The 22,692-nt window shown below is 46.6% G+C and carries 19 protein-coding genes and 1 other annotated feature; all 19 genes read right to left on the bottom strand.

All coding sequences use genetic code 11. From position 1 onward, the window contains the following. Positions 1 to 19 precede the first annotated feature (19 nt). The 19 genes from AC1DSE_RS03350 to cobA all read right to left on the bottom strand — a co-directional run bounded on the left by AC1DSE_RS03350 (position 20) and on the right by cobA (position 22,687). Positions 20 to 937 (bottom strand): peptidoglycan DD-metalloendopeptidase family protein, encoded by a 918-nt coding sequence (locus AC1DSE_RS03350; protein ID WP_477511925.1) that lies wholly within the window; start codon positions 935 to 937, stop codon positions 20 to 22. 162 nt (positions 938 to 1,099) lie between these two features. Beyond that, the gene (locus AC1DSE_RS03355) at positions 1,100 to 2,245 is read right to left on the bottom strand and encodes an FtsW/RodA/SpoVE family cell cycle protein (protein ID WP_477511924.1); all 1,146 of its coding nucleotides are present in this window, start codon (positions 2,243 to 2,245) and stop codon (positions 1,100 to 1,102) included. 7 nt (positions 2,246 to 2,252) lie between these two features. Then, entirely contained in the window at positions 2,253 to 3,044 is a 792-nt protein-coding gene (gene minD, locus AC1DSE_RS03360; protein ID WP_477527399.1) for a septum site-determining protein MinD, read from the bottom strand. Positions 3,045 to 3,047: 3 nt separating this feature from the next. Next, on the bottom strand, positions 3,048 to 3,713 hold the full coding sequence (locus tag AC1DSE_RS03365) for a septum site-determining protein MinC (protein ID WP_076270856.1): 666 nt from the start codon (positions 3,711 to 3,713) through the stop codon (positions 3,048 to 3,050). A 65-nt stretch (positions 3,714 to 3,778) separates the two neighbouring features. Further along, on the bottom strand, positions 3,779 to 4,303 hold the full coding sequence (gene mreD, locus AC1DSE_RS03370) for a rod shape-determining protein MreD (protein WP_076270857.1): 525 nt from the start codon (positions 4,301 to 4,303) through the stop codon (positions 3,779 to 3,781). Continuing rightward, on the bottom strand, positions 4,300 to 5,148 hold the full coding sequence (mreC, locus tag AC1DSE_RS03375) for a rod shape-determining protein MreC (RefSeq protein ID WP_430057735.1): 849 nt from the start codon (positions 5,146 to 5,148) through the stop codon (positions 4,300 to 4,302). Before mreC ends, mreD begins: the two co-directional genes overlap by 4 nt. A gap of 73 nt (positions 5,149 to 5,221) precedes the next feature. Then, positions 5,222 to 6,250, bottom strand: coding sequence for a rod shape-determining protein (locus AC1DSE_RS03380; RefSeq protein WP_076270859.1), 1,029 nt, complete (start codon positions 6,248 to 6,250; stop codon positions 5,222 to 5,224). A gap of 39 nt (positions 6,251 to 6,289) precedes the next feature. Beyond that, the gene (gene radC, locus AC1DSE_RS03385) at positions 6,290 to 6,979 is read right to left on the bottom strand and encodes a RadC family protein (protein WP_076270860.1); all 690 of its coding nucleotides are present in this window, start codon (positions 6,977 to 6,979) and stop codon (positions 6,290 to 6,292) included. A gap of 90 nt (positions 6,980 to 7,069) precedes the next feature. After that, positions 7,070 to 7,699 carry a Maf family protein gene (locus AC1DSE_RS03390; RefSeq protein ID WP_477511937.1) on the bottom strand — a complete coding sequence of 210 codons (630 nt, stop codon included), beginning with the start codon at positions 7,697 to 7,699 and terminating at the stop codon, positions 7,070 to 7,072. A 54-nt stretch (positions 7,700 to 7,753) separates the two neighbouring features. Next, a complete protein-coding gene (locus AC1DSE_RS03395) occupies positions 7,754 to 7,996 on the bottom strand; it encodes a DUF4321 domain-containing protein (RefSeq protein ID WP_477527400.1) in 243 nt (80 codons plus the stop codon). Positions 7,997 to 8,057: 61 nt separating this feature from the next. Then, positions 8,058 to 9,479: an SPOR domain-containing protein gene (locus AC1DSE_RS03400; RefSeq protein WP_477511922.1), complete on the bottom strand. Its 1,422-nt coding sequence runs from the start codon at positions 9,477 to 9,479 to the stop codon at positions 8,058 to 8,060. A 984-nt stretch (positions 9,480 to 10,463) separates the two neighbouring features. Further along, positions 10,464 to 11,858, bottom strand: coding sequence for a UDP-N-acetylmuramate--L-alanine ligase (gene murC / locus AC1DSE_RS03405; RefSeq protein ID WP_477511921.1), 1,395 nt, complete (start codon positions 11,856 to 11,858; stop codon positions 10,464 to 10,466). A gap of 7 nt (positions 11,859 to 11,865) precedes the next feature. Then, positions 11,866 to 13,251: a bifunctional folylpolyglutamate synthase/dihydrofolate synthase gene (locus tag AC1DSE_RS03410; RefSeq protein ID WP_477527401.1), complete on the bottom strand. Its 1,386-nt coding sequence runs from the start codon at positions 13,249 to 13,251 to the stop codon at positions 11,866 to 11,868. A gap of 29 nt (positions 13,252 to 13,280) precedes the next feature. Further along, positions 13,281 to 15,923, bottom strand: coding sequence for a valine--tRNA ligase (locus AC1DSE_RS03415; protein ID WP_076271664.1), 2,643 nt, complete (start codon positions 15,921 to 15,923; stop codon positions 13,281 to 13,283). 56 nt (positions 15,924 to 15,979) lie between these two features. After that, positions 15,980 to 16,220: a binding site (T-box leader), on the bottom strand. 119 nt (positions 16,221 to 16,339) lie between these two features. Next, positions 16,340 to 17,632: a LysM peptidoglycan-binding domain-containing protein gene (locus AC1DSE_RS03420; protein WP_441875749.1), complete on the bottom strand. Its 1,293-nt coding sequence runs from the start codon at positions 17,630 to 17,632 to the stop codon at positions 16,340 to 16,342. Between the two features lie 89 nt (positions 17,633 to 17,721). After that, complete coding sequence (locus AC1DSE_RS03425) at positions 17,722 to 18,723, bottom strand: RluA family pseudouridine synthase (RefSeq protein WP_477511920.1); 1,002 nt, start codon at positions 18,721 to 18,723, stop codon at positions 17,722 to 17,724. An 87-nt stretch (positions 18,724 to 18,810) separates the two neighbouring features. After that, a complete protein-coding gene (gene hemL, locus AC1DSE_RS03430) occupies positions 18,811 to 20,112 on the bottom strand; it encodes a glutamate-1-semialdehyde 2,1-aminomutase (protein ID WP_477527402.1) in 1,302 nt (433 codons plus the stop codon). 4 nt (positions 20,113 to 20,116) lie between these two features. Further along, on the bottom strand, positions 20,117 to 21,115 hold the full coding sequence (hemB, locus tag AC1DSE_RS03435) for a porphobilinogen synthase (protein WP_076271668.1): 999 nt from the start codon (positions 21,113 to 21,115) through the stop codon (positions 20,117 to 20,119). Positions 21,116 to 21,118: 3 nt separating this feature from the next. Beyond that, positions 21,119 to 22,687: a uroporphyrinogen-III C-methyltransferase gene (cobA, locus tag AC1DSE_RS03440; protein ID WP_477511918.1), complete on the bottom strand. Its 1,569-nt coding sequence runs from the start codon at positions 22,685 to 22,687 to the stop codon at positions 21,119 to 21,121. Positions 22,688 to 22,692: the final 5 nt, after the last annotated feature.

Genomic DNA, 22,692 nt, shown 5'->3' on the forward strand with positions numbered 1-22,692 from the left:
GGATTGGATTCCTTTCCATTTAATCAATCGGTATCACGCCCACGGGATCGATATACAAATCATTTTGTTTAACAGCAAAATATAGCAGGCTTGGCTGCGTACCTTCAGCTTTCAGCAGGTTGCCGATAGAATCCCCTGCCTCAACCCAGTCGTTTACTTTTACATTCGTTTTCCCAAGCATCCCATATACGGTTACGCGCTGATTGACATGCTGGATAACAATAGTCGAACCTTGCGTACTCTGATCTGATAATAGCAATACGCGCCCCGTCTCTGCTGCAACAACCTCTGCTTCAGAGCTTCCAGCAAGCTCTATACCATTAAGCATCTCCGCAAACGTTCGAACAAGCGATCCTCCTTCCAATGGGGTTACGATAGGCAGCTTTACCGTTCCATCTGCGCCTACTGCAGGTTCAGGATCGTCCTGAAAAATAGGAATAAAGGAGGGAGCCCCAGCAAACGTTTCCTTATACCAAGCAGCCGCAGCTGCAAAATCAATCTCATCCGTAAGCGCTTGTTTTACGAGCGCTTGTCCCTTGAGCGTGTATTCCGTATCATATCGAAACATAGCCCATACCGCGCCAAATAACAGCAATGCTACTGCTAGCTTCCATTTCAGCTCCTTGCCGAAAGTATAATTATTTTTCCCGCCGCCTGATCCCGGATCGTTCTCATTCGATAGAACTGGCCCTTTTATAAATCTTCTATTATCAACATACCCTTTGTCCTCGTTCCAATTTGCCCATGGATTAGGATTGGTTTTCCAAACGACCTCTGGATCAAGCTCCTCCGCCTCGTCTTCATCAAAATATCCGTGCTTGTATGGCATGCGAGGGTCTGAATATATGTCCTCTTCTTGTAAAGGCACAGAGTTCCGATCCCCTGTATTTTGATTTTTATGCTGATTGCGCCGCTTCTCATTATCCTTCATTAACATCTCATTTTTCCCCCGCTTCCATCGTCCTTGGGACAGCTTGTTCCTTTATACATGGATATGTGGGGATTGAGACAAGTATGCGAGCGCAGCTGATCATAAAAAAAGCCACCCCAAGATCGGATAACATCCGTCTCAGAAGCAGCTTTCTAACTTGGCTAACCTTTAGTCAGCCATCTCATATTTTTCTTGATGTGCCTTAATGCTGAATACAAGTCCGATTGACAACATATTAAGCAGTAGAGATGTGCCTCCATAACTAATAAACGGTAGCGTAATTCCCGTAATTGGCATAATTCCAATCATCATTCCGATGTTTTGGAACACCTGGAACACATACATGGACACGATGCCAATAATAATGTACGAGGCTCGCAAATCATAACACTTAAAAGCAATAATAATCATCCGATATATGAGCAAGAAATACAGAAGCAATAAGATGGCTGCGCCTTGAAAACCAAATTCCTCGCCGATAACAACAAAAATCGAGTCAGAATACGGATAAGGTACAAAACCGCCATTTTTCATATCGCCTTGCATATAACCGTCACCGTTTAAACCGCCTGAACCGATTGCAATTTGTGCATTTTCCGATTGATGTTTATCATCTGCAGTTGCCGTCTCCGGATTAATGAATGTATTAATCCTTTTATGCCAATGTCCCATTTCATTATCTTTCAAGTAATTGTAAATTTCTTGATTGAATGTATTGAACAGAGAAACAAAAAGGACAAGACTTACAACAACGACGGTAATCCCTGTAATGACATGAGAATATTTGACATTCCCAATCCATAACATCCCTAACACGATAACTACGTATATGATCGCATTGCCGAGATCCGGCTGAATCATTACGAGCATAAACGGCAGGAAAGCAAATGCTGCAATCGGAAGCAAATCTTGTGTGAACGTCAGCCGATCGCCTTGCCGTCGTCCCATAATATAAGCGATACCGATAATGAGTATAATTTTGACCATTTCCGCAGGCTGAAACGATAAGGCTCCAAACTGAAACCATCCTCTAGCCCCATTTATAACCGCTCCAAAGAAATAAACAAGAATCAACAATGTAACCCCTATGCCATAAAGGACATGCCAGCTCTTGAGAACGATACGATAATCAAATAAGGTGGCTGCGATAGCTACAAAAAAGCCTAAGCCGTAAAACTTCAGCTGTTTGATCTCATGACCGGCGTACTTTGGATTATTTGCAGTTGCACTATAGACAAGTACGATACTGATAATCATAAGGAAAACTAAGATTATCAAAATTCCCCAATCCAGCTTTTTTAATTTGTTAAGCAAGTCGTAATCATCCTATTCCGAGGAACTTACGGAAACGTTTGAACGCTCCCGCCTTCTCATCAAGCAGCATGAGAGGAACCATGTCGCCAAGTATGCGGCGTGCGATGTTCCGGTAGGCGATTGCGGCACGTGAAGCCGGATTCATAACTGTCGGCTCTCCGCTGTTTGCAGCAGAAATAACTTTCTCATCATCAGGTACGATTCCGATCAAATCGACTGCCAGCACTTGACAAATTTCATCGATATCCAACATTTCACCCGTTTTCATCATATTTTGACGAATCCGGTTAATGATCAGCTTACTTGGTATTTTCTCCTGCTCCAGCAGTCCGATTACACGATCGGCATCCCGCACCGCAGCGTTCTCAGGTGTAGTGATCACGATAGCCCGATCTGCACCTGCAATTGCGTTTCGAAAGCCATGCTCAATCCCCGCTGGGCAATCAATAATAACATAGTCATGCTCTTTCTTGAGCTCTAAAATCATATTTCGAACTTGTTCAGGCGTAACAGAATCCTTATCCTTCGTCTGTGCGGCAGGAAGCATGTATAGCTCTTCAAAGCGCTTGTCCTTAACGAGCGCCTGATTCAAGCGGCAGCGGCCCTCGGCAACATCAACCAAATCATAAATGATTCGATTCTCAAGTCCCATAACCACGTCCAGATTGYGAAGTCCGATATCTGTATCAACCATGCAAACCTTCTTACCAAGTAAAGCTAGCGCGGTACCCAGGTTCGCCGAAGTGGTCGTCTTGCCGACGCCGCCTTTTCCTGATGTTACAACAATCGCTTCTCCCATATTCTACACTCCTTTAAACATTATAGGATTATGCCGTATGCGGAATAATTGCGCTAGCTTATCAATTTGCATTCTACCTTCACTTAAGAAGGCGAACTCCATAGAGGCATCGCCGGTCATCCATTCCTCTGGCGGTCTGCTGATTACATCCGCAATGCGGAGCTGAGTTGGCCGCATGAGTGAAGTCGCTATAATCACGTCCGTCCTCCCGCCAATCCCAGCATGCGCGGTTCCACGCAATGCACCCAGCACATATATGTCACCTGTACACATTAAAGTACCGCCTGGATTCAAATCGCCGATTAAAAGTAAATCCCCATCATGCTCATAAGTTTGGCCTGAGCGTATAATAGACGTGAGCACTTGCAGATTAGGTTGCTGTCCGAGCTGAGGATCGATCTTAGGCGCTTCAGACTCAACAGATTGAACCATTAGGTTTCCTTGTGAACGTATCACGTTTTTGATGCGATCTTTATCATCATCAGAAATCTGCCTGGATCCAAGCTTCACCTGAACGTGAACAAGGGGACCTGTGAGCAACTGCTGATGCGTCTTCTCCAGCTTGTATTGCAATTCATCTAGAAGCGTCGCAAATTCACATTTATCGTCGAGAAGGAACACGAGACCTTCTTTTACACCCTTAATAATAATATGCTGCTTATCGGTCACGTTCGTCCCTCCCCAACCTAATGGATTCTTGCTAAGCTGGGCAAAATCCTGCCTGCAGCAATATTTTATTCCTCATCCTTCTCTGCTTTGACCAATGTCTGCCCTTCAAACCATTTTCGCGCCGGTACATAACACAAGAGTGCAAACGCCAGCTGTAAAAATAAACTAGGAAGGATATGATCGATAAGAGCCCATGCATAACTTTCATTCGTAATTCGAAATGCTTTGTAAATGAAATATATGGCGCTGTCATATAGAATGCAGGCAAAACCCACAACAGAAATCGCCATCATAAGCGTTGAACGGCGATGCTCCAGCAATACGCCAGTAAAGTAACCCATTAAACCCATAATAAACGCATTAATTCCAAGCAGATGACCAAAGTATACAATATCCTGAAGCAATCCGAAGCTTATGCCAAGCATGAGTGCAAGATGCCTTCTGCTATATAGGCCTGAGAAGATGACCATTACAAATACAAAGTGAGGAATGATCCGTTGACCGAAGCCGGCTGGAATAATCCACGGCATCACTGCTCCCTCGATAACAAACAAGAGCAACATGAGCAGGATGATTCGGTTCAAGCTCATTTCTCGGCTTCCTCCATTTCAGGGACCTGAACAACAAATACCTCAGTCAGATGATCAAAACTTGCTGATAGCTTGACCGATGCTGTATATGTAAGGCCGAAGTCGCCAAGCTGCTTGTTTTCAACCGTTCCGACAACGAGTCCTCTTGGATAAATTCCGCCTAGGCCAGATGTAATAACTGTATCTTGAAATTCCATTTTATCGTCTTCGGCGATTTTCGTCATAACGATTCTAGACGTTTCCTTGTTGTAGCTGCTCAGAACACCAAATGATTCATTCTCACGACCCATAATCGTCACAGCAATGGAGTTGAACGTTGGTGATGCTTCGTCAAGTTCTGTAATTGGAGTAACAGCTGCCGAATTGGGGGTTACTGAACTTACGAGACCGATCAACCCTTCTATGGTTGTTACGGCCATATTCGGTTTGATGCCATCTCTGGAACCTAGGTTAATCGTCATCGTGCGGTTATTCGCATCGTTGCTGATCGATACAACCTGTGCGATCAAATAATTATAATTGTACATCTCTTTCTGACGCTGTGTGAACGAGAGTTCTGCCTTTAAACGTTCATTCTCTTTTTCTACGAAATTGTAATTAATCTTGTCACGAGAATAAGCTGCAGCTGTAAGGCGCAGCTGCTCATTTTCTTCATAAATCGTACGTAAATTACTAATATCCTCGAAGAAGCCCGCTATATAACCAGCGGGCTTGTAGAACCATTGCTGCACGTATGCTGCCGAATCCTTCAAAAATTTCTCCGGCCACGATAATTCCTTGCGGTCGCTTAGCGAGAAGCCGATGACCGCTATGAATAAAATAAACCCGATCATAAGCATAAACATACGCTTATTTCTCATTAGCTTAAACAGCTCGACCACCTGCCCATTTCATATCCGTTTCCCGATCGGACCTAACTTAGCGTCTCGAACGAGATGAGCTTCTTGCTTTAAATAAATGAATATTATCGAGCGAGCGGCCAGTACCGATCGCAACACAATCAAGCGGATTGTCGGCAACAATAACAGGCATGCCTGTCTCTCTTTGAAGCAGCTTGTCCAGATTGCGCAGCAAGGCGCCGCCGCCTGTGAGCACGATACCGCGATCCATAATGTCCGCAGACAACTCCGGCGGGCATTTCTCCAGCGTTACTTTCACCGCGTCAACAATGGCATTAACGGTATCTGCTAATGCTTCTGTAATCTCATCGGATGTAATCGCTAGTGTCTTAGGCAATCCCGATACGAGATCGCGTCCACGAATTTCAATCGTTTCCGGACGATCCAGTGGAAGTGCTGAACCAATTTCCATCTTCAGCTGCTCGGATGTACGTTCCCCGATCATCAGATTGTATTGTCTTTTAATATATTGAATAACCGCTTCATCCATCTCGTCACCAGCTACACGAATGGATCTCGCCGTAACGATTCCGCCTAATGAAATAACAGCAACCTCTGTTGTACCTCCGCCAATATCAACTACCATGCTGCCTGTCGGCTCCCATACAGGCAAATCAGCGCCAATCGCTGCTGCGAATGGTTCTTCAATCGTATAGGCCTCACGAGCTCCAGCTTGCTTAGTCGCATCCTCGACTGCGCGTTTCTCAACCGCTGTTATGCCTGACGGCACACAAACCATTACGTTTGGATGACGAGGAAATAAAGAACGCTGTTTTTGGGCTTGGCGAATAAAATATTTAATCATCGTAGCGGTCGTTTCAAAATCAGCGATAACGCCATCTTTCATCGGACGAACAGCACGAATGTTGCCGGGCGTTCTACCGATCATTTTTTTGGCTTGCTCGCCTACTGCTTCAATTGTTTTTGTATCTGTACGAAGGGCCACCACGGAAGGCTCCCTTACCACAATTCCTTTTCCCTTGACGAATACCAACGTATTCGCTGTTCCTAAATCAATACCCAAATCTTTCGAAAAACCACCAAACATGTTCTTGCTCCCTTCTAATTGCCACATCACTTAATTATATTACATATGACCTTGTTCCTTCAAACTTACGAATCTTCCGTCACCGATTACCAAATGGTCAAGAACTTCAATTCCGACTAGCTGTCCAGCTTCCGCTAGACGTCCCGTTAACGCAATGTCTTCCGGGCTTGGCGTAGGATCGCCGCTTGGGTGATTATGAACACAAATGATAGATGCGCTGTTACGTGAAATAGCTGCACGAAATACTTCTCGAGGATGTACTAGCGATGCATTAAGCGTACCGACAGATAAGGTTTCGCGGGCAATAATATGGTTTTTTGTGTTTAAAAATAAACATACGAAGTGCTCCTTCTTCAAATAGCGAAGCTCTTCCATCACATATTCCGCAGCATCCTGCGGCTTGCGCACAATAACCGTCTCACCCAGCTGACTCCGGGAAATTCTTCTCCCCAGTTCAATGCCAGCACGAAGCTGAATCGCCTTTGCCGGACCAATTCCTCGAATGGCTGTTAATTGTTCCATGCTCATATCCATTAAATTACGCAGGCTGCCGCATTGCTTAAGCACCGCTCCTGCCAAATGTACGGCAGATTGCCGCTTCGTACCTGTTCGCAGCAGTATGGCTAACAATTCGGTATGGCTAAGTGCTTCTGCCCCATATTTCATCATGCGCTCTCTTGGACGTTCTTCATGGGGGACTTCACGCAAAATCATAGGTTGCGGCAACATGTCCCAATCCCGCCTCTTCGAAAAAATGAATTATTCATATCCTGCCACATTCATGAAAAAAAATCCGATTGAAATCAATTAAATTACCTTTTAAAAAACAGCAATGTCATAGGAAGCGAGCATGTCTGAGAGAAGCGATAACGGCAAGCCAACGACATTAAAATAACAGCCGTCAATTTGCTCTACAATCGTCGCTCCAAGTCCTTGTATGCCATAAGAGCCCGCCTTGTCCCTCGGCTCGCCGGTAGCAACGTACCTAGCAATCTGATCCTCACTAAGCGGCTTCATCATTACCTTCGTTTTGCGATGGGCAACCAATGCTTCCCCGCTAGTAGAGAGAACACAAGCAACTCCTGAATACACTTCATGGGAGCGGCCTTGAAGGCGTCTAAGCATAGACTTTGCCTCTTCGTCGTCAACAGGCTTGCCAAGCACATCTCCGTCAAGCACGACAATGGTGTCCGCACCAATAATTAAAGACGTTGGTACCTCCTGCTTTTGTTGCAGTAGAGGTATAGCTGCTTTTGCTTTGCGCAGGCTGAGCTGCTCAACAACTTCCGATGGCGACCAGCCCGCTTCAATCGTTTCATCCGTATCAGTAGACAAAATATAAACCGGCAAAGAAAGGTCCAGCGATGCGACCAGTTCCTTCCGGCGCGGTGACGAAGAGGCCAGTACGAGCTGGCTAATCGCTTCGTTGCGTAATTTTTTATATTCCATAAATTGAATGCTGCGCTCCTTCATGCTTTCCTTCATGCGTCAATGTCTGCTGCACTACATTTTGCGGTATAACCATATTGCAATTACGGCTCCAATTAAGCTAAACAAGCTGATTTGCAGATGAAGCGTTAGATTGAAACTGAGCACATATAGATCGACAGCAGGTGACCATGATGTTTCGATTGGTTTCGTTAAAAAAGAGATGCCTGKAACTGGAGTCAGCCATCGCGCTACTAGAGCGCCAGCCAACAATCCAAGTATGATAAATATGAGAAGAATCCAGCCGTTTTTCTTCATCTTTCAACGCCTCTCGCCATGAAATGACACCTAAGACTATTATACGCATGAACCTATTCGTTTACAATGCGCTGATCTTCTCAAACCATTCTTTTTGCGTAATGATCACTTTCATAACTTCCGCTTGCGTCTTCCACAATTGTGCTTGAGAAGGCTTTTTATCGTACTCTGCCATCGTCTTTGCTGCCGCATTCATCGCTTGATTGATTTTATCCAAATAGGCCTTACCTTCCGCATCTACTATACCTATTCGCAGCGTTTCCGCGTTTTCTGTCCATTTTTGATGCTCGGCTTTCCACGAATTTGCTGCAACATCGCCAAGCGGCGATAAGGTCGGCTGTTCCAGCTGGGCTAATGTTAATTCATCCAACATTTGGACGACTACAGCCGTTTGATCGAAGAAAGATTGTGCTGCTTTTTGATCGCCTTTAAACGGTATTTTTCCTGGATTTACTATATTTACTTCTTTGATATAAAGATCGATTTCCGGCATCATATTCCGAATAACCTGAGCTCCTTTTCGATCTGTACCCATGCCTACATATACGCGATAATCAGCAGCACTTGTCATAGCAGCGCCAGCAAGCCCTTTCTCGGCCAATTGCGCCATTGCGGCATCCCTGCCCTCTGTATTGCTAAACACGCCAAATTGCAGCAAATAATAAGAACGATCCAGCCCCTTAAGTGCAGCCATCGCAGTATTCGGATCTGGTTTTGCTGCAGGGTCATTTTTATTTTCAACTCCCGCTTCCTTGCTTTCCTCACCTACACCTGCAACCGGTTCTTTGCCTGTTCCTTCTTGGACAGAATCACCAATCACGGGTACTGAGTCAGGCTTATTACCAGTTCCTCCCGGCCAAATGCTTGCCCCCGTAAACAATGACAACAATAAATAACCAAACAGCGCTCCAGTAGCAAGCGCAGCCGTCACTGACAAAAATACATTAAACCATGATGGCGCTCCCGCCTTACGTTTCGCTCGCGCATTGTTCACTCTTTTTATACTGATTTCGTCTTCTACGAACTCTTCTTCATACGCTTGAATCGGCTCCTGCATATATTCCCTATCTGAATACCTTTCCGTATATGTCTGTTGATCCTCAGGCTGCTCATAGGGATCATCCATAAAGGTTGGTTTTATCGTTTTTTTCTTCTCTTTTGGAGGATTGGGCTGAGCCTGTTTTGGAGTGGATACTGGCTTCGAATCAGCATCTCTAATAAGCTGCTCCAATGCGCCAATATCCTCTTGGAACGGACTGTTCCATGGACTCACTTCGCTGACGGAATGCTTCTCTGTAGATGGGTATAGAGGAACAACTTTCTTGGAAATCATTTTATTCGCATTGTTATTAGAGTTGTTGGGTGATGCTGCTTTATGGTCGAGAGCCTCTTGTTGATTGTCATTGCTGCGGCTTTCTTCGTTAACGGACTGTCCATTGCCATTACGGTCAAAACGATAAGTAATACGGTTTTTCTGAGTCATTTCATCCACTCCTTGTCCCTTTCATCTAGTATTAATCTATGAGACATTTGAGAGATTTAGACCCATGCCCTTAGAGGGTTATCTACCAAACCTTCAAAGGTTTTAAATTAAAGAGATTACCATTTCAAAATTAAAGATTAAATGATTTTCGAACCCACCCAAACCCTCCCTTCCAAGGGAGGGCCCCAAGGGTTGCACCCTCTGGACACCCGCAACTCAACTAACGTACAACCACATCCGGCGTCCAACAGTTCATGAAGCGTTGGAGCGCTTTGTCCCTCTGGGACCCGCTGGAAGCTTCTACAAACCTTGCTGCATCCTCTGAGACTCCCAATTGAAATATTAAAAGTCTGCAACTAGCGTTAATAAGCAAATGTCGCTTGGAGTGAGCTTCGTCCCTACTTAGACACGCTGGAAGCTTCTACAAACCTTACTGCATCCTCTGAGACTCGCAATTGGACTAACAAAAGCCTGTCCCGCTTTGACACGCTCGGCGTTTCATAAAACCTTGATGCGTATTCTGAGACCCGTAAACGGATTATTAAGGGTCCGTAAATTTTGATTGTAGATTTATGAGGTTTAGTGCACTCCGTCCCGCTGGGAGGCGGTGGAGGCTTTTTAAAACATAGGTTATTGGGTTGTTGAATTATGAGGATTTTGAGCTAGTGCTAGTTTAAGTGGGTTGATTAGATCAGTGAATGAATGAGTGAGTGAATGAGTGAGTGAATGAGTGAGTGAATGAGTGAGTGAGTGAGTGAGTGAGTGAGTGAGTGAGTGAATGAGTGAGGTATAGAGTGAGAGGTGAATTAGGTAGTGAGTACAAGCAATTGAATTGGGGGACAGGGAATTGGATTAGTGAGATTCAACTTTATCGATTTTTGAAGCTAATTTTATGTGGGCTTATTTAGAGCCTTTTTTACGAAAAGTCCCATGCTTATACAAAATGCCCGGTGATTCCGATATGGAATCCCGGGCATTAGCTGCTTATTGGTTTGATTTTAACGATTTCGCTAACGAATCCGCTACCTTCCAAATGTCGCCTGCTCCCATGGTGATAACAAGATCGCCTGGTGCGACCCGCTCAGTCAAGTATGCAAGCACTTCTTCTTTGGTTGGAATATACTCGGAGTTCGCGTTGCTGTTGCTTTTGATCAGCTCCACCAGCTTGCGGGATGTTACTCCTTCGATTTGCAGTTCGCCTGCCGGCGAGTAGATGTCGGTAATAATTACCTCATCGGCCTCTGGGAATGCGCGGCTGAATTGCTCGAATAAGAAAAACGTCCGCGTATAACGCTGTGGTTGAAACACGGCAATAATACGCTTACCTGTTGCTTTTGCAGCGCTGATTGTCGCTCTGATCTCCGTTGGATGATGCGCATAGTCATCAATGACCAAAATATCATTAACTTCCCCAAGCACCTGGAAGCGGCGTTTCGCGCCTCTAAATGATTGAATCGCAACAGCAATTTTGTCAAAGGACAAGCCTGCTTCGAGACAAGTAATAACAGTAGCCATTGCATTGTACACATTGTGAAGACCTGGAACAGATAGCTCCACATCTCCAAGCAATGTCCCTTTATGCGTCATTGTAAAGGTTACCTTCCGGTCTCCAAGTACAACATTTTGAGCTTTATAGTCTGCATCGCCGTCAATGCCATAAGTCACTAGCTGCGATGAGTTCATATTGCCTTGATATACTTGCGGTATCAATTCGTTAACCGTCTCGTCATCCGCGCATACAATCGCCTTGCCGTCCGCTTTCACCTGCTGCAAAAACTGCACATAAGCAGCCTTCAGCTTGCCGAAATCGCCATCATAATTTTCAAGATGATCCGGCTCAATATTCGTCACGATAGCAAGCGTAGGGTGATAATGAAGGAATGAACCATCACTCTCGTCCGCTTCCGCTACGACGTATTCACCTTTGCCCGCTTTTGCGTTTGTACCTACATTAACGATTTCGCCACCGATAATATAGGTTGGATCCGCACCGCAAGATTCCATAACAAGCGCGATCATTGAAGAGGTCGTCGTCTTGCCATGTGCGCCGGCTACTGCGATTCCTTTGCCTGCATTCATCAATCTAGCCAGCATTTGCGATCGATGCAAAACTGGGATATTGAGCTCTTCAGCTGCTTTCCGTTCAACATTATCTTTGGAAAGTGCCGTAGAGTATACGACCAAGTCCGCTCCATTCACATGCTCGGGCTGATGACCGATATAAATGCTGGCACCATTTGCTGCAAGCTTCTCTGTTAATTCTTGACGTGCGACATCGGACCCGGTCACCTTATAGCCCATTTCCAGCATAACGCGGGCAATGGCACTCATTCCGTAACCGCCGATTCCGATGAAATGAACGTGTTCTGCCGTATTCAAAGACGGTTCACCAACCTTTTTCAGAATCCGAGTCATACAAAATGCGGGAGCGAACGTCAGCAATTAAATATAGCGTGCCTGTCACGACTCCAAGGTCTGTTTCCCCGGTTAACTGTTGTAGTTTTTGTAATGCTGCTTGCCAGTTTGATTCCACTACAAGCTCGAAAGCGTACTGATCTGGCTGTTGCTGACGCATTTCACGTACCAAATCAGCCAAAGCAGAGGCATCTTTTTTCATTCGATAGTCAGGCTCGGTCACAATAAGCGTATCCACTATTGGTAGTATATGCTTAAGAACATCCTGATGATTCTTATTCTCCAGCATACCCATCATAAGATGTAACCGATCATATTTGTAAGTATTTTTTAAAGCGTCCACGAGTGACTCTGCACCTTCTGGATTATGTGCGCCATCGACCAAAATACGAGGCTGATCAGAAACCATCTCAAGTCGTCCCGGCCACGCAGCCTTTTGAAGCCCTTCCGCCAGAACATCATCTTCGATGACCAGTGCATTATATTGGCGAAGTATCTCAAGCGTCATGACAGCAACCGCTGCATTCGTCCGTTGATGGGCGCCATTTAGCGTGATTGTCAAAGGCTCGATGCTGCGGAATAGATTGTCGAAGCGGAAAGTTTGTTCATTCTCGCGAACCGAGATTGCCGTTTCATGGAACTGCTCACCTAACAAATATAGCGTGCTTTTTTTACCTTCAGCTGCTTGCTTGATAACCTCAATTGCCTCTGGCTGAGTAACCGCACTAATAACCGGTATTCCTGCTTTAATAATGCCAGCTTTTTCGCTCGCAACTGCAGCAATCGTATCACCGAGTTTATCCATATGGTCATGGCCAATATTCGTAATGACGGAAACAACCGGTTGAACGATATTCGTCACATCAAGCCTGCCGCCAAGTCCAGTCTCCCACACGACATAATCGGGATAAGTGACCTTTGCATAAAAAAGAATAGCCAGCGCTGTAGATACTTCAAACATCGTAGGCGAGCCTAGTTCTGTCTGAGCAAGCTCATCAACATGAGGTTTTAGCTCGTTGGCAAGTCTAAGCAGCGTCTCTTCTTCGATATYGATGCCGTTATATTGAAAACGATTCGTAAACTTCGTTATATATGGCGATGTAAATGTGCCTACATCATATCCGCCGCGCAGCAAAACGCTCGTCAAATATGCACAAGTAGACCCTTTCCCATTTGTCCCGGCAATGTGGATAAACTTTAATCTGCGATGCGGATTATCCAGCCGTTCCATCAATTCCTCGATCCGATCAAGACCTGGACGTATACCGAATGGAATTAGCCCAGTAATCCAATCTACCGCTTCCCGGTAGGATTGCAGCGGCCCTGCAGGCCGCTGCTCTATTTGTTGTTCTGCCATACTAATCGTCCTTCTTCCGTTTTGCAGCGTTATCCGCGCAATTCCGCAATTCTAGCTAGTACCTTGTCGCGTTTGTCTGCATAATCGTTCATTTTGGCGCGTTCTTCATCGATAACCTTAGCTGGCGCTTTTGCCACAAAGCCTTCATTGCTGAGCTTCTTCTCAATCCGCTCTACCTCGGTATTCAAATGCTGATGTTCCTTCTCTAAACGAGCAATCTCCTGAGCAATATCGATTAAGCCGGCAAGCGGCAAATAAATCTCAGCACCAGTTAAAATCGCAGTCATTGCTTTGTCCGGCGCACTAATGTGCAGGCCAGTCTCCAAACTTGACGTACCGCAGAAACGTTTAATAAATTCTTCGTTGCGGGACATAATAGCAGCTTCAGCCTCGCTAGCAGGCTTAATTAGCATTTCAATCTTTTTGCTCATCGGAACATTTACTTCTGCTCGGATATTGCGCACTGAACGGATCATCTCCATCAGGAGCTCCATCTCTTTCACAGCGTCCGGCGCTTCAAGCGCAGTATCATAAACCGGCCATTCTGCCAAAGTGATCGTATCGCCAACATGAGGCAGATGCTGCCAAATCTCTTCGCTGATATATGGCATGAACGGGTGAATAAGGCGCTGCGTACGGTCTAGCACATAAGCAAGTACCGATTGCGTAGCTTTTTTAGCTGCTTCATCCGTGCTGTAAAGGCTAAGCTTAGCGAATTCAATGTACCAGTCGCAAAGATCGTCCCAAATGAAATTATACAATAGACGTCCAGTTTCACCGAACTCATAGCTGTCAATTAATCGAGTTACATCACGAACCGTTTCATTCAGACGATGCAAAATCCAGCGATCCGCTGTACCGAGGTTAACAGTGATATCAATATCAGCTGCTTCAACCCCTTCAAGATTCATCAGCGCGAAGCGTGATGCATTCCAAATCTTGTTCGCAAAGTTGCGCGATTGCTCAACCTTCTCCCAGCGGAAACGCAAATCCTGTCCTGGCGTGCTGCTTGTCGAGATCATATAACGCATAGCATCTGCACCATATTTCTCGATAACCTCAAGCGGATCGACACCATTGCCCTTCGACTTGGACATCTTTTGTCCTTCGGAGTCACGAACAAGTCCGTGCATCAGCACATCCTTGAACGGAGATTGCTCTGTAAACTCAAGAGCTGTGAAGATCATTCGGGATACCCAGAAATAAATGATGTCATAACCCGTTACGAGTACATCCGTTGGGTAATAACGTTTCAGGTCATTCGTTTCATCCGGCCAGCCTAGCGTAGAGAACGGCCATAATGCAGAGCTGAACCACGTATCAAGCACGTCATTATCTTGGGTAAGGTGATCGCCCTCCATATTCTCACGGGAGACATGTGTTTCACCTGTCGTCTCATCATACCAAGCCGGTATGCGGTGACCCCACCATAGCTGCCTCGAAATACACCAATCGCGTACGTTCTCGATCCAGTGCAAATATATTTTCTCGAATCTCTCAGGTACGAAGTTGACACCTTTGCCAGCCTTTTGAGCTGCGATTGCAGCCTCAGCTAGAGGTTTCATTGCAACGAACCATTGTGTAGACAAATAGGGCTCAACAACGGCGCCGCTTCGCTCACTGTGACCAACTTGATGCACATGATCTTCGATTTCCACGCATACACCTTGCTCCTGCAAATCCTTAACGAGCTGCTTGCGGCAATCCGCACGGTCGAGACCTTGATAAGGACCAGCTTCAGCGTTCATAGTACCTGTCTCATCCATCACAATGATCTGCGGCAGACTGTGGCGCTCGCCAACTTCAAAGTCATTTGGATCATGTGCAGGCGTAATTTTTACGGCACCTGAACCAAATTCCTTATCGACGTACTCATCTGCAATAATCGGAATTTCGCGCCCAACGACTGGAAGCACGATCATTTGCCCAATCAAGTGCTTGTAACGATCATCCTCTGGATGAACCGCTACAGCTGTATCGCCGAGCATCGTCTCTGGACGTGTCGTTGCAACCGTTATAAAGCCTGAACCGTCCTTAAGCGGGTATTTCAAGTGATACAAATGACCATTGATTTCCTTGTGCTCTACCTCAATATCTGAAAGAGCTGTGCGAGCAGCAGGGTCCCAGTTAATGATTTTTTTGCCGCGATAGATCAAGCCCTTATCATACAGCTTAACAAAAACCTCGCGTACAGCCTTGGAGAGGCCTTCATCCAAAGTGAACCGCTCTCTCGAATAATCGAGGGAAAGTCCCATCTTCGACCATTGATCGCGAATCGTACTTGCGTACTCATCCTTCCACTCCCATACTTTCTCTAGGAATGCTTCACGACCTAGGTCGTAGCGCGAAATTCCTTGCTCACGCAGCTTCTGCTCAACTCTTGTTTGCGTCGCGATGCCCGCATGGTCAGTTCCTGGCACCCATAGCGTGTCGAAACCTTGCATACGCTTTGTTCTAATTAAAATATCTTGTAGGGTAAAATCTAACGCATGCCCGATATGCAGCATTCCGGTAACGTTAGGAGGCGGAATAACAATCGTATACGTCTGTGCATCCGGTCGTTTGCCTGCCTCGAAAAATTTTCCCTGCATCCAGTAATCGTACCATTTCTGCTCAGCTGCCTTAGGATCATAAGTTGTCGGCATTGCAGTTGTCGTTTGATTTTCTGACATTCGTCCATCCTCCATAAATCGATCTACAAAAACAAAAAAAACCTGCCGCCCTTATCATAAAGGACGAAAGGTTAAGCTTCCGTGGTACCACCTTTGTTCCACACGAAATGTATCCGCATGGCACTCAAACAGATAACGGCTGCGGCCGGCCTGACTTCGGTAGAGCACAGGTTGCTCCTACTTGGCTCAGGCAACTCCGGGGCGACTCGTAGCAGTCACTTCCTGCAGAACCTCTCAGCGTAACGGTTCCACTCTCTGAAGGCTTTGCTGCCTACTATTCCCCATCAATGTCGTTATAACACATATATACTTTTATCATACCTTTGTTGCTGACCTGAGTCAACCTCGGCAGAAGCAAGAAATGCCCCTATCGCTCAAATTAATGAGCAATAAGGGCATTTTCGTTACAGAAGCCTCTATGGAATGTATAACAGCTGTCCTTCCGACACACTTGAGTCGTCCAATCGGTTATACATTACAATTTCCCTCGGATTCATGCTATAGCGTGTAGCGATGACATCAAGCGTCTCGTCCCGCTGCACAATACACATCCGAATTTTCTTAAATTCCTTATCTTCCGAGCGTTTGCCCAGAAATAAGTTTTTCCACTCAATCTCATCGCCGGAAGCCTGTACTCTAGCTTCCTCATCTGCCCGCTGCTGAGCGACTACCTGTTCTGCCGCCTGACGTGCTGCTTGTTCACGCCGACTCGTCTGAAGCAGCGTGAGAATGCCGACGTCTCCTGCCAAACCAGAACCCTCTTGCGGCTGCTTGTTTGTAATTGCGATACGCGGCTCCTGCTTTTCCTGCTCTGGAACAGGAATCTGCTGCTGCGGGAAAGCCTCTGCTACTGGAGCTATTTGAGCTATTGGAGCATCGATTTGTACCGGCTCTTCACGTTCCTCCGCCAGTACTTGCTCGCTTGCTGCTTCAACTGGTGGAATCACTGCGGAATCATTTGCAAACGGCGAGGATGTTGCTAACCAGCCCTCGTTGCTTGTTTGCTGAGAAGATAGTGAAATTTCTCTCTCATCTTCTTGGCTCTCCACATCCTCTTCCTGCGGAGCAGGAGAGGCGAATAACTGCGAAGATGACCAACCTCCACCTGAAGATGAGGAAGAGATGGTTACGGTTGCTTCCTCAGGCTCATCCGATGCATCGGCTATTTGCTCGTTTGAAATCTCCTCTTGCGCAGCAAGCTCAAGTTCTTCCGCTATGTACGATTGTTCAATAGCGGCATTTTGACCATTAAAAGCTTCCACGGCTCGTTCATCATAAACTTCCCGTTGATGAATGACAGTAAAAGGTTCTTCGCGCCAAATGTCCTCCGGCTCCTGAATAGGCTGAGCAGAAATACCGCGCAAAGAAAGAACACCCGTAATGTTTAATGTGCGAGCAGACAAAAGATCGACGTCAAAATTGTCAATTTCAATCGAAATATCATCCAGCCGTGATATTCGGTTCATTGGCAGCGTTATTTCGACCGGTATCCAGTGCTCCAGCGTCAGGGAGTTTTCGGAATCAGTTTGACTCCTATATACCCCGCTAAGCAGAAGCTGCCCTCTAAGCACGGCATGGTCCCCTTGATCGATAACTTGAATACGAGGAACAAGCTCAATTTCCTCCAACTCGTCAATTGCCGCAACATCATCGGGCAAGTGGACGCGCTCATACACATCAAAACGTAATCCGTTCGTTTGATCCGACACGCCTAAATCCTCCCCTCTCATACTGAATGCTTGGTCTAACGTTACATTCACTACTTATCTATATGGTAGGTTGGGCAGGAGCATGACTATCATTTTGAACGGAACTCCATCTCTTCTGAAAGCTGCATCAGCCATTGCGGCCAAGGCGAGGCTGCTTCTATTAGCGAGTCGGTCAGAGGATGAGGAAAAACAAGCTTTTCCCCATGCAGCGCTTGATGCTTCAACTGTGCTGTGCTGCCTCCATACAGACCGTCTCCAAGCAGCGGATGTCCAATATGACTTAAGTGAACCCGAATTTGATGCGTTCGTCCCGTCTCAAGCTTTACACGTATTAGTGACGATCGAGAATTTGCTGCCACAACCTCGTAATGGCTAATTGCTAGATCGCCGTTTTCTGAAACTCTGCGCCTTGCCGGGTGATGTCGATCCTTCCCTATTGGCATATTGATCGTACCCGAAAGCTTTGACATTCGGCCTTGAACGACAGCCATATATTGTCTGTCTATCGCTTTCGCTCTCATCGCCTCATCAAGCTTCCACTGGGCCAAATCATTTTTTGCATATAAAACGGGACCAGACGTATCATCATCCAGCCTGTGGATATGACGTATATTCAGCGGATCGCCTTGGCTCAAAAGATGCCATGCCGCCGCCTCATCCAGCGTTCCGCTTTGACCGGGAGATGATCCATGCACTGCCATGCCAGCTGGCTTGTCAAATACGATGCAGAAATCGTCTTCATATAACACATCTGGCATATTTAGTTTAGTATCCCTGCGCAGGTGACGATATGAAGCATCACTGCGCGGATCTACTGGCGGGAAAGCAAGCAGCTGCAGCTGCTCCCCGTTCCACTGAATGCCTCCAATTGAAAACAACCGATTAATCCACTTCTGCGGAAAAAAGGAACGGGCCAGCAGCCACTGACGCACAAGGTGCGGATGACTGCCAGCCCGCGGCTGCGCAAGCTCCGGCGTTGCTGCCGGATCCTTTTCCGATTCAGGATTAATGGTATCAGAGGACGCAGCGCCAAGAGCAAGCCAGTCTAGCTCCAGCCATTGTCCATTCCTCTTCATCTGACCATCAATCATATAACGTTCCTCCCAATCGTAAACGAAGTAAAAAAACAACTTCGCTTCCTTACGAGCCTCTTGCCTTCATTTCAAAATACAGCGATATTACAAGCGGCTAAACGCAATATCATGCGCTTCAATTGTCGCATCTATATCCTCATTCGTATGAACCCCGGAAACAAACATGCCTTCAAATTGTGAAGGAGCAATGCTTACACCCAAATCAAGCATCGCCGCAAAATAAGCCTTAAAGCGCTCTAGATCGGATGTTTTTGCCGTTTCGAAATTGATGACAAACGTATCCGTGAAGAAYGGACAAACCATCGATCCAACACGGTTAATCGTATTTGCAATGCCATGTTTGCGCGCATTCGCTTCAAAACCAAGCTGCAGCCTAACTGCTTGAYGCTCCATATGCTCATACACTTCAGGGGTTAGCAGATTCAATGTTGCATAACCTGCCGCCATCGCAAGCGGATTGCCTGATAAGGTTCCCGCTTGATAGATAGGTCCGCTCGGTGCAATCATCTCCATAAGCTCCCGTTTGCCGCCGTATGCGCCGACTGGCAATCCGCCGCCAATAACTTTGCCAAAGCAAGTAAGGTCTGGCGTAATACCGTAAAGTCCTTGCGCGCAGTTATAACCAACACGGAAGCCCGTCATTACCTCGTCAAAAATAAGAACCGCACCGTACTGCGTTGTAATGTCGCGCAACCCTTGCAAGAAACCAGGCAATGGCGGAACAACGCCCATGTTGCCAGCTACCGGTTCAACGATGACACAAGCAATTTCCTCACCGAATTTTTCGAAAGCAAGCTTTACCGATTCAATATCGTTGTATGGTACCGTAATCGTATGCGAAGCTACATGCTCCGGTACACCCGGGCTGTCAGGCAAACCAAGCGTCGCAACGCCTGAGCCTGCTTTAATGAGCAAGCTATCCGCATGACCATGATATGAGCCTTCGAACTTCAAAATCCTGCTTCGTTTCGTATAACCGCGAGCAAGCCGAATGGCGCTCATCGTCGCTTCCGTACCGGAGTTAACCATGCGAACGATATCAACTGAAGGTACTCGCTCGCAAACAAGCTCAGCCATCAATGTTTCAAGCTCTGTTGGGGCGCCGAAGCTTGTCCCCTTCTCTGCCGTACGTTTAATCGCTTCGATCACTTCAGGATGGGCATGACCCATAATGAGAGGGCCCCATGATGCTACATAATCGATATAGCTGTTGCCATCGATATCATAAATGCGGCTGCCTTCTCCCCGCTCCATATAGACAGGGTTCAAGCCCACTGATTTGAATGCTCTAACCGGGCTGTTTACACCGCCTGGCATTACTTTTTTCGCTCTTTCGAAAGCTTCTACTGAGCGCGCATCATTTCTAAGGTTCGACTGTTCACTCATCTGCTTACCCCTCTCCCTTCAACCAACGTGCCGCATCCTTTGCATGGTACGTAATAATGAGATCAGCACCAGCACGCTTCATGCCTAGCAAGGTTTCTAGAACGATCGATTGCTCATCGATCCAGCCATTAGCTGCAGCGGCTTTCACCATCGAGTATTCGGCGCTGACGTTATAAGCGACAACCGGTAAATTATATTTATCCTTAAGCAGCCTCAAAATATCCAAGTAAGCTAAAGCAGGCTTGACCATTAGCATATCGGCACCCTCAGCAATATCTGACTCTGCTTCACGAAGTGCCTCGCGTACGTTAGCTGGGTCCATCTGGTATGTTTTGCGGTCGCCGAATTGTGGAGCCGAATGTGCGGCATCACGGAAAGGGCCGTAGTAAGCCGAAGAAAATTTAACAGAGTAAGACATAATCGGAACATCACTAAAGCCAGCATCATCTAGTCCTTCACGAATAGCAAGCACAAAGCCGTCCATCATATTGGAAGGTGCGATAATGTCTGCTCCTGCTTCCGCTTGCGATACCGCCGTTTGTACGAGCAGATCAAGCGAGGAGTCATTATCCACTTCCGCTATGCCTGTTTCCTCATGCAAATGTACGATGCCGCAATGACCGTGGTCGGTAAATTGGCATAAACAAGTGTCAGCGACAACAACAAGCTCCGGCGCCCACTTCTTCACTGCTTTTATCGCTTGTTGAACGATACCGTTCGCATCATAAGCCGAAGATCCCAAAGCATCTTTATATTCTGGAAGGCCGAACAGCAGCACCGATTGAATGCCGCAAGCAACCACTTCACGAATCTCCTGCTCCAAAAGATCCATCGACAGATGGTATACACCCGGCATTGATGGAATTTCTTCTTTTATATTTACACCATGCGTAACGAAGATCGGATATATAAAATCATTTACACTCAGCACGGTTTCTCTTACCATGCTCCGAAGAGCAGACGTTTTGCGTAATCTGCGATTTCTTACTGTTGGGAAACTCATCACTTAGTATTCCTCCTCGACTAGCTTAGCAAGTTGTTTTTGCTGATAATCAACGATTGCTTTAAGCATACTATCCAGCGTTGAATCTTCTGGCTCAATAGCAACCTTCAAGCCTGCTTCTAGTGCAGTCTTTGTTGTAAGCGGGCCAATACTCGCAATGGGAATGTCCGCTAATAGTTGTACTGGATCTGAAACGCCCTTGCGTCTCAATACCTCAAGCAAATTGGTCACCGTCGATGAACTAGTGAATGTAATCATGTGAATATCTTTCTCGCGAATCCATTCGAGGGCAAGCTCGTCCTGCTCATCGACAATGACCGTTTCATAAACATCGATTTCCGTTGGCACAAGTCCCATTTCCTTCAGCTCACGGGGCAATACCTCGCGTGCAAGATCTCCTCGAGGCAGCAGCACTCGTTCTCCGGCCTTCAGCTGCGGCGCCAGCTTGTCCAGCAAGCCTTCCGCATGGAACTTTACAGGCAGCTCATCAACCACTAAGCCGCGCTTTGCAAGCGCCTCAGCTGTCTTAGGACCAACTGCTGCAATTCTCGCACCAAAAAATCTCCTAATATCGATATTAAATTTACGCAGCCATCCAAAAAAGTACTCCACGCCGTTTACACTCGTAAACATTAGCCACTCATATTTTTCTGCCTGCTCCAACTGTTCCTTCAAGTTAGCTACAACAACGGGGTCCGTTGGTTCAATCGTTTCAATGACTGGAAACTCGCAAGGCTCCCCGCCAAGCGTTTCAATCTGTTCAGCTAGCTCGCTTGCCTGTGCTCTAGCTCGTGTAACGAGTATACGCAAGCCAAATAGCGGCTTGTTCTCATACCATTTCAGCTTCTCTCTCTGCAGTACAACATCGCCTACCACAATGACAGCAGGCGGCTGGAAATTCGCTGCTTTGACAATCCCCTCAATGGTTTCCAGCGTGCCAACAATGGTACGCTGTTCAACTCTCGTTCCCCAGCGAATAAGCGCAACTGGCGTTTTCGGCGGCTTGCCATGCTTCATGAGCTGATCAGAAATATATCCTATTTTGGCAACACCCATTAGAAAAATAAGGGTTCCAGTAGCATTCGTTACTTTATCCCAATGAATGGAGCGGTCAAGCTTATCCGGACTCTCATGACCCGTAATAATGGACAAGGATGATGCCATATCACGATGTGTGACTGGAATGCCTGCGTAAGCGGGAACTGCGATTGCCGAGGTAATGCCTGGCACGATTTCGAACTCGATTCCGTTATCATAAAGAAGCTCGGCTTCTTCTCCAACTCGTCCAAAAATCGTAGGATCTCCGCCTTTCAGACGTGTAACGATCTTGCCTTGCAGCGCCAAATCGACAAGAAGCTGGTTGATTTCCTCCTGCTTCATTGTATGACGGTCTGGCAGCTTGCCGACGTAAATTCTCTCCGCTCCCGGCTTCACGTACCGGAGCAATCTCGGGCTTGCCAAGCGATCGTAAACGACAACCTCACATTCCTCCAAGCATTGCAGTCCGCGCACCGTAATCAGCTTCGGATCTCCCGGTCCGGCGCCAACTAAATATACCTTCCCCTTGTCCAAGCCCG

This window comes from Paenibacillus sp. 01L418 (assembly GCF_056400045.1).